Origin of the sequence: Acinetobacter tjernbergiae DSM 14971 = CIP 107465 (assembly GCF_000374425.1) — a bacterium.
GTDB lineage: Bacteria > Pseudomonadota > Gammaproteobacteria > Pseudomonadales > Moraxellaceae > Acinetobacter > Acinetobacter tjernbergiae.
The window spans coordinates 1-4,684 of record NZ_KB894390.1; the positions used below are offsets into that span (position 1 = coordinate 1).

The window sequence follows — 4,684 nt, forward strand, 5'->3', positions numbered from 1 at the left end:
AAGCTGTTTAAAGCTATCAAAATCAGCCTTAAAGCTCTCAATGCCCTGTTTAATTTCTTTGTCTGAGATAGGGCTGTTTTTGAGGTCTTTCAGGTCGTTTTTAGGATCGCCTAAGTCTAGTCGCTCAAGCTCTTTATAGGCTGTACGTGACTGTTGCAAGGCTTCCCTGATTTCAGGGTCTTTAGCTTGGCTTGGTAATAGTTTCTTTTCGGGTTCTTTCTCTATGCCTTGCTCTTTGTAGCTTCGCATATCAATACGGCTATCAATTTGGTGTTTTTCTAAATGGCTGTTGCATAAATCTGCCCATCTTTGGCGTAGGTCTTTAATATCAGTTTTTCGTTCCTGGTAACTCTTGCCTGTATTGTCTTTTTTAGCTCCGCCACGTTCAGGATTTTTGCTGTTATAGCGTTTGAAATATTGCTCTGGATCTCGCTCGATTCCATCTTGCAGACGTTCATTAAACATGAGGTGAACATGAGGCTGATCATTGCCGTCCATTGCTTTAGGGTTATGAATCGCAAACTGATACGGATATTTTGAGCCAATTTCAGACTGAATGAAGTCCTCAACCAGTTCTAAGCGTTGCTCGGCATTCATCTCTCTAGGCAAAGCTATTTCATACTCTCGGTAGGTACTGCCGTTTTTACGCTCGTAAAGGTCGGCTGCCTGCCAAAAGGTAATCGGATTATGTTCAGCCCATTTCGGCATATTTCCATAGGCACTATGTTCAAGGTCGGTTTCTGCCTGCTCCTGTTTCAGCTTCTTTTCTTCATCCCGATCAATATATTCGGCATGCGGTGCTGCTTTACCTGCTTTACCAACTTTGACACTTAAACGAGCAATCGCCATTAGGTTTTATCCTGTCCCTTTTTTCTATCCAGTTCTCTCTTAAACGCTCTTTGATCGAGTATTGAAGCCCACATCATAATGATGATAAGTAGCGGTGCTACGATCACGCCAAAAACAATATCTTTGATCTTTCCCAATACCTGTTTTAGTTGCATGCGGTTGCTCCTAGCTTTGGTACTTCTTTTTTTCGTTCAATTGAAAATTGAACGAAAAAAAGAAGTTTCAGGGTTTTAGGGATGAAGTCCCTAACGTGCTTAGGTTTCTCAATAAAATTGAGAAACGTCTAAGCGCGCCATCAAATTTTTGATGGAAGTACAGGCGACAATCTCTAGAACGACTTTAACAAAATTACGTTACTCGAACGTAAATATTTTGTTATCGTTCTTTGAGTATTGAGCCTGTGCTTTTGCGGTATCTGAATTAATGGAATTGAATATGAATAATGATTGGCTGTCTGAAAAAATCACCTATATTTCTGCTTTAAAGAATCCTAGTGATGTTCAAAAACTTTTACTTGAATTAGCTAAAATTCAGTACAGAACACCCGACCAAGAGAAAAAGATCAATGCCTTGATCAAAGCTGAAAAAGCCATAGATCGAGCAAATAAGCAAAAAGTTGCAGTTAGAAAATTACTGAATGCAGAAAAAGAAGCTGAACGTAAAGCTCGTACACGTCATCTCATTCAATTAGGCGCATTATTTGAAATAGCTAACCTAGATCAGCGTGACCCAGCCGAATTACTTGGCGTTCTTCTAAAAACTGCTGAAATAGACCCAAATGATATGAAATGGCAAATTTGGAAGGATTTAGGACAAGAAACCTTAAATCAGCGTAAAAAAAATAATTAACAGATTACTTAATTTATTTATTTGGTAAAATCAAAAACTTATTTTATTAAGTTTTATAGAGTTTTTTATGAAAAAAACAATTATCGGGGCATTAGCTGTTTCAACACTTTTACTTTCTGCATGTAGTACATCACAACCTATGTGGAGAAAAGCAGGAATTACTCCACACGATGTTAATAATGCTTTAGCAAAATGTCGCTATGACGTAGGTTTAGCTAAAGTAAATCAAAATGAAAAAGCTGAAATGATACAAGATTGCATGATGGCACAAGGTTTCAGATATACCTATTAATCTTTATAAAATTCAAATAAATAGGTTTATTAATGAAAAAGTTCATAGGTTTCATATCCATCGCTATTTTTTGTACAAATTCTTTAGCAGAAATCCCTGTAAAAAATAATAGTATCCCTTTCAATAAGCTTCCTATAGAAATTAAAGAAGCAGTCCAAACTAATTATATTGAAGCATGTCAAGGTATAGCTGAAGACGAAGAAATGGCTATTAAAAATCCTAAAATAACTTTTAATAAAGGTTTTTTAGTAAATGTAGATTTTAATGGAGATGGTTTAAAAGATTATATTATCCGATCTTCAAATGTTACATGTGAAGGTGCTTACTCAATGTTCACTGGAAACAGTGATGGCTTTATAGATATTTACTTTCAAAATAAGGAAGGTAAATATGATCATGTTCTTAACTATTGGTTAGGACGTGAAGGATTAGAGCTTAAAAAAACTAAAGATAGTTATCGTTTTACATCTGAATACAACGACAGCTATTTAGCATGGGATAAGTCTATAAATAAATTTATTTCATACTATGGCCCTGAAAAAAGAAAAGATATTTTAGATATAAATGATGAAAACTCTACCACTAGTCAAACTTCTACAGAAAAAGGTGAAGTTTTAAGACAAGCATTTAATTAAGATATACTTTTACTACTTAAATAGCCTAAGCAGAAAAGAGGGTGTAATATAATTCCGCCCTCTTGCCCCCTCTAAAAAACAAATGCTCTCAACTTCTCAACTCGCCCCCAAAGCGTCGCACTTCGTGCTTTGGCTTTGGAAACGGTTGAGAGAGTTTCGGCAATACTCTCCCTAAAGGCGGTCATTTAAAAAAATGACGCATCCTTTAAGTATTGCCGATTTACCGCATATTCTTTTGGCTTCGGAGCCACGTATATCGGTCGTATCCGCACATAGCTTTGCAAACTATGCAGACAAGGACTAAAGGTCTTGCACCTCTCCCCACACGCTCCCTGTCGAAGTATGGCGGTATCTCTGCGAGGGTTTCCCCAACATACAACTTAACCAACCTATACAACTACTCTTAACGCTCCGCTTTTGTGAGATTCCCCTGTAGCGGTTTAGCCTTTCGACTATCGCTACGTTGCACCAGTGACACTTATTCCCTCCACATGCAACGCATGCCAATCCGTAAAACGGACACGCAGGAGCAGGCAAAGCTCGATCTAGGATGCTTATTTGATGATTTAAAACACGGATTAACGAAGACTTATCATTTTGGGTCTTGATCTAAACACTGTTTATTGTGAAAATAGAGTTCAGGTACAAGCCTTAGTGTGAAATCTGCACGAGTTGGTAGCTCTGCTGATCTTCGTTACTTGATGTTAGCGCATCAAATAACTGCGTACCGCTGAATATAAAGCGAAAGCCCATTTAGTTTCAATACTGAATGGGCTTTTTCTTTGATCAATCAAACATTAAGACAAATAAGGAAAGTCATATTTCATCATGACTAAATCCATAATCAAGCACGTTTCAATGCCATAATATGGCGAACCATATCGTTAATATGCTGTTTTGTTTCATTATCTTGTGAACTTAACCATGTCACCACATCAGCATCAAAAGCCTGTGCTTGAGCGATGGCATGGCGTTCCTGTAATTTTTTCACAAAACTAGGTTTAACCAATGGGGCATTGGTAGGATCAAAATTTTTATAGCGTTCTAATTCATTTTGCATTGCTGTACCTCCGCTTTTGGTGATGTGATGGTTCAAATGCTGTAATGATTCTAGCAACATCTTCACGTTCAACCCAAACCACTGTTAGTAGTCTACCACGATTGCTTAAACCGACTGATATTAGTCGTTGTTCGTCATAGTGTCCTACATCATCAAAAGAGATCAATGCAGGATCAAGGAAAATACTACAGACCTCCTCGAACGTAATTTCTCGCCCTCGATAGACTAAATCCATTTTTTGGTCATGCCATTCAAATAACAAGCCGTAATATTCAATTAATGGCATGATTACCTCATTTCCTCTCGTCAAATAAAAAATATGCCTATTATTTTGGGTCTATGACACAAAAATCGCCATTTTTTCCATATCCGCATTGCTTTTTCATCACACGAACACACGGTTTAGATTCCTCTCCAACAGTACAGCTTCCAATATCAAACTGGATACCTTGCTGTCTTAAGCTCTCGATCTGAGGGATATTTTCTAAAGGTTTGATATAAACACTGAATAACCAAATGATGCCAAGCATCAGAATGGCAAAGATGCCTAGAACAATGGTAATGAGCTTCCATGACAACTGATCACGGGCTGATTCAATTGAATTATTCAAGCGTCCAAGTGCTTTAGCGGTCTTAATAAGCTCCGCTGTACCCTCCTGTAAGCCCGTATTTAGCGATTTTGATACAGTATGGTGGGTTTGCCCAGCAATAGTGCTTTGAATGTGTTCTTTCGTGATTTGAAGCTCTTTAACAGCCTGATTGACTAAGTTCTGCTGTTGTTCTGCAACTGCCATCAGTGCATATAACTTTTTTTCATCAGGTGTCATCGGCTCATCCCTCTAAACTTCATTGTTTTCTGTTGCTCTCGTTCTAATTTCTGCTGTTCTTTGTACTGCTGTAGGGCAAGCTGTTTAAAGCTATCAAAATCAGCCTTAAAGCTCTCAATGCCCTGTTTAATTTCTTTGTCTGAGATAGGGCTGTTTTTGAGGTCTTTCAGGT

Annotated in this window: 8 protein-coding genes; 3 read left to right on the forward strand and 5 right to left on the reverse strand. The window is 37.8% G+C overall.

Annotated features, from left to right (window positions below; genetic code table 11):
* Window positions 1–849, reverse strand: an 849-nt coding sequence (locus C502_RS0117685; protein WP_018680091.1) for a MobA/MobL family protein, incomplete at its 3' end; no start/stop codon positions are given.
* Window positions 849–1,004 (reverse strand): hypothetical protein, encoded by a 156-nt coding sequence (locus C502_RS19310; RefSeq protein WP_018680092.1) that lies wholly within the window; start codon window positions 1,002–1,004, stop codon window positions 849–851. The genes C502_RS0117685 and C502_RS19310, both read right to left, overlap by 1 nt.
* Window positions 1,005–1,284: 280 nt before the next feature.
* Here C502_RS19310 and C502_RS0117695 point away from each other — a divergent pair, with 280 nt between their 5' ends.
* From C502_RS0117695 to C502_RS0117705, 3 genes are all read left to right on the forward strand, one after another.
* Window positions 1,285–1,698, forward strand: a complete 414-nt coding sequence (locus tag C502_RS0117695; RefSeq protein ID WP_018680093.1) for a conjugal transfer protein TraD — start codon at window positions 1,285–1,287, stop codon at window positions 1,696–1,698.
* Between the two features lie 67 nt (window positions 1,699–1,765).
* Window positions 1,766–1,990 carry a hypothetical protein gene (locus tag C502_RS0117700; protein ID WP_018680094.1) on the forward strand — a complete coding sequence of 75 codons (225 nt, stop codon included), beginning with the start codon at window positions 1,766–1,768 and terminating at the stop codon, window positions 1,988–1,990.
* Window positions 1,991–2,022: 32 nt separating this feature from the next.
* Window positions 2,023–2,625: a hypothetical protein gene (locus tag C502_RS0117705; protein WP_018680095.1), complete on the forward strand. Its 603-nt coding sequence runs from the start codon at window positions 2,023–2,025 to the stop codon at window positions 2,623–2,625.
* 844 nt (window positions 2,626–3,469) lie between these two features.
* On the opposite strand, the gene C502_RS0117710 is transcribed toward C502_RS0117705, so the two are convergent.
* From C502_RS0117710 to C502_RS0117720, 3 genes are read right to left on the reverse strand one after another with little or no spacing between them, the layout of a single operon-like run.
* Window positions 3,470–3,685 (reverse strand): hypothetical protein, encoded by a 216-nt coding sequence (locus tag C502_RS0117710; protein WP_018680096.1) that lies wholly within the window; start codon window positions 3,683–3,685, stop codon window positions 3,470–3,472.
* The gene (locus C502_RS0117715; protein ID WP_018680097.1) at window positions 3,675–3,971 is read right to left on the reverse strand and encodes a BrnT family toxin; all 297 of its coding nucleotides are present in this window, start codon (window positions 3,969–3,971) and stop codon (window positions 3,675–3,677) included. The genes C502_RS0117710 and C502_RS0117715 overlap by 11 nt, the downstream gene beginning before the upstream one ends.
* Before the next feature lie 40 nt (window positions 3,972–4,011).
* Entirely contained in the window at window positions 4,012–4,512 is a 501-nt protein-coding gene (locus C502_RS0117720) for a hypothetical protein (RefSeq protein WP_018680098.1), read from the reverse strand.
* Window positions 4,513–4,684 lie beyond the last annotated feature (172 nt).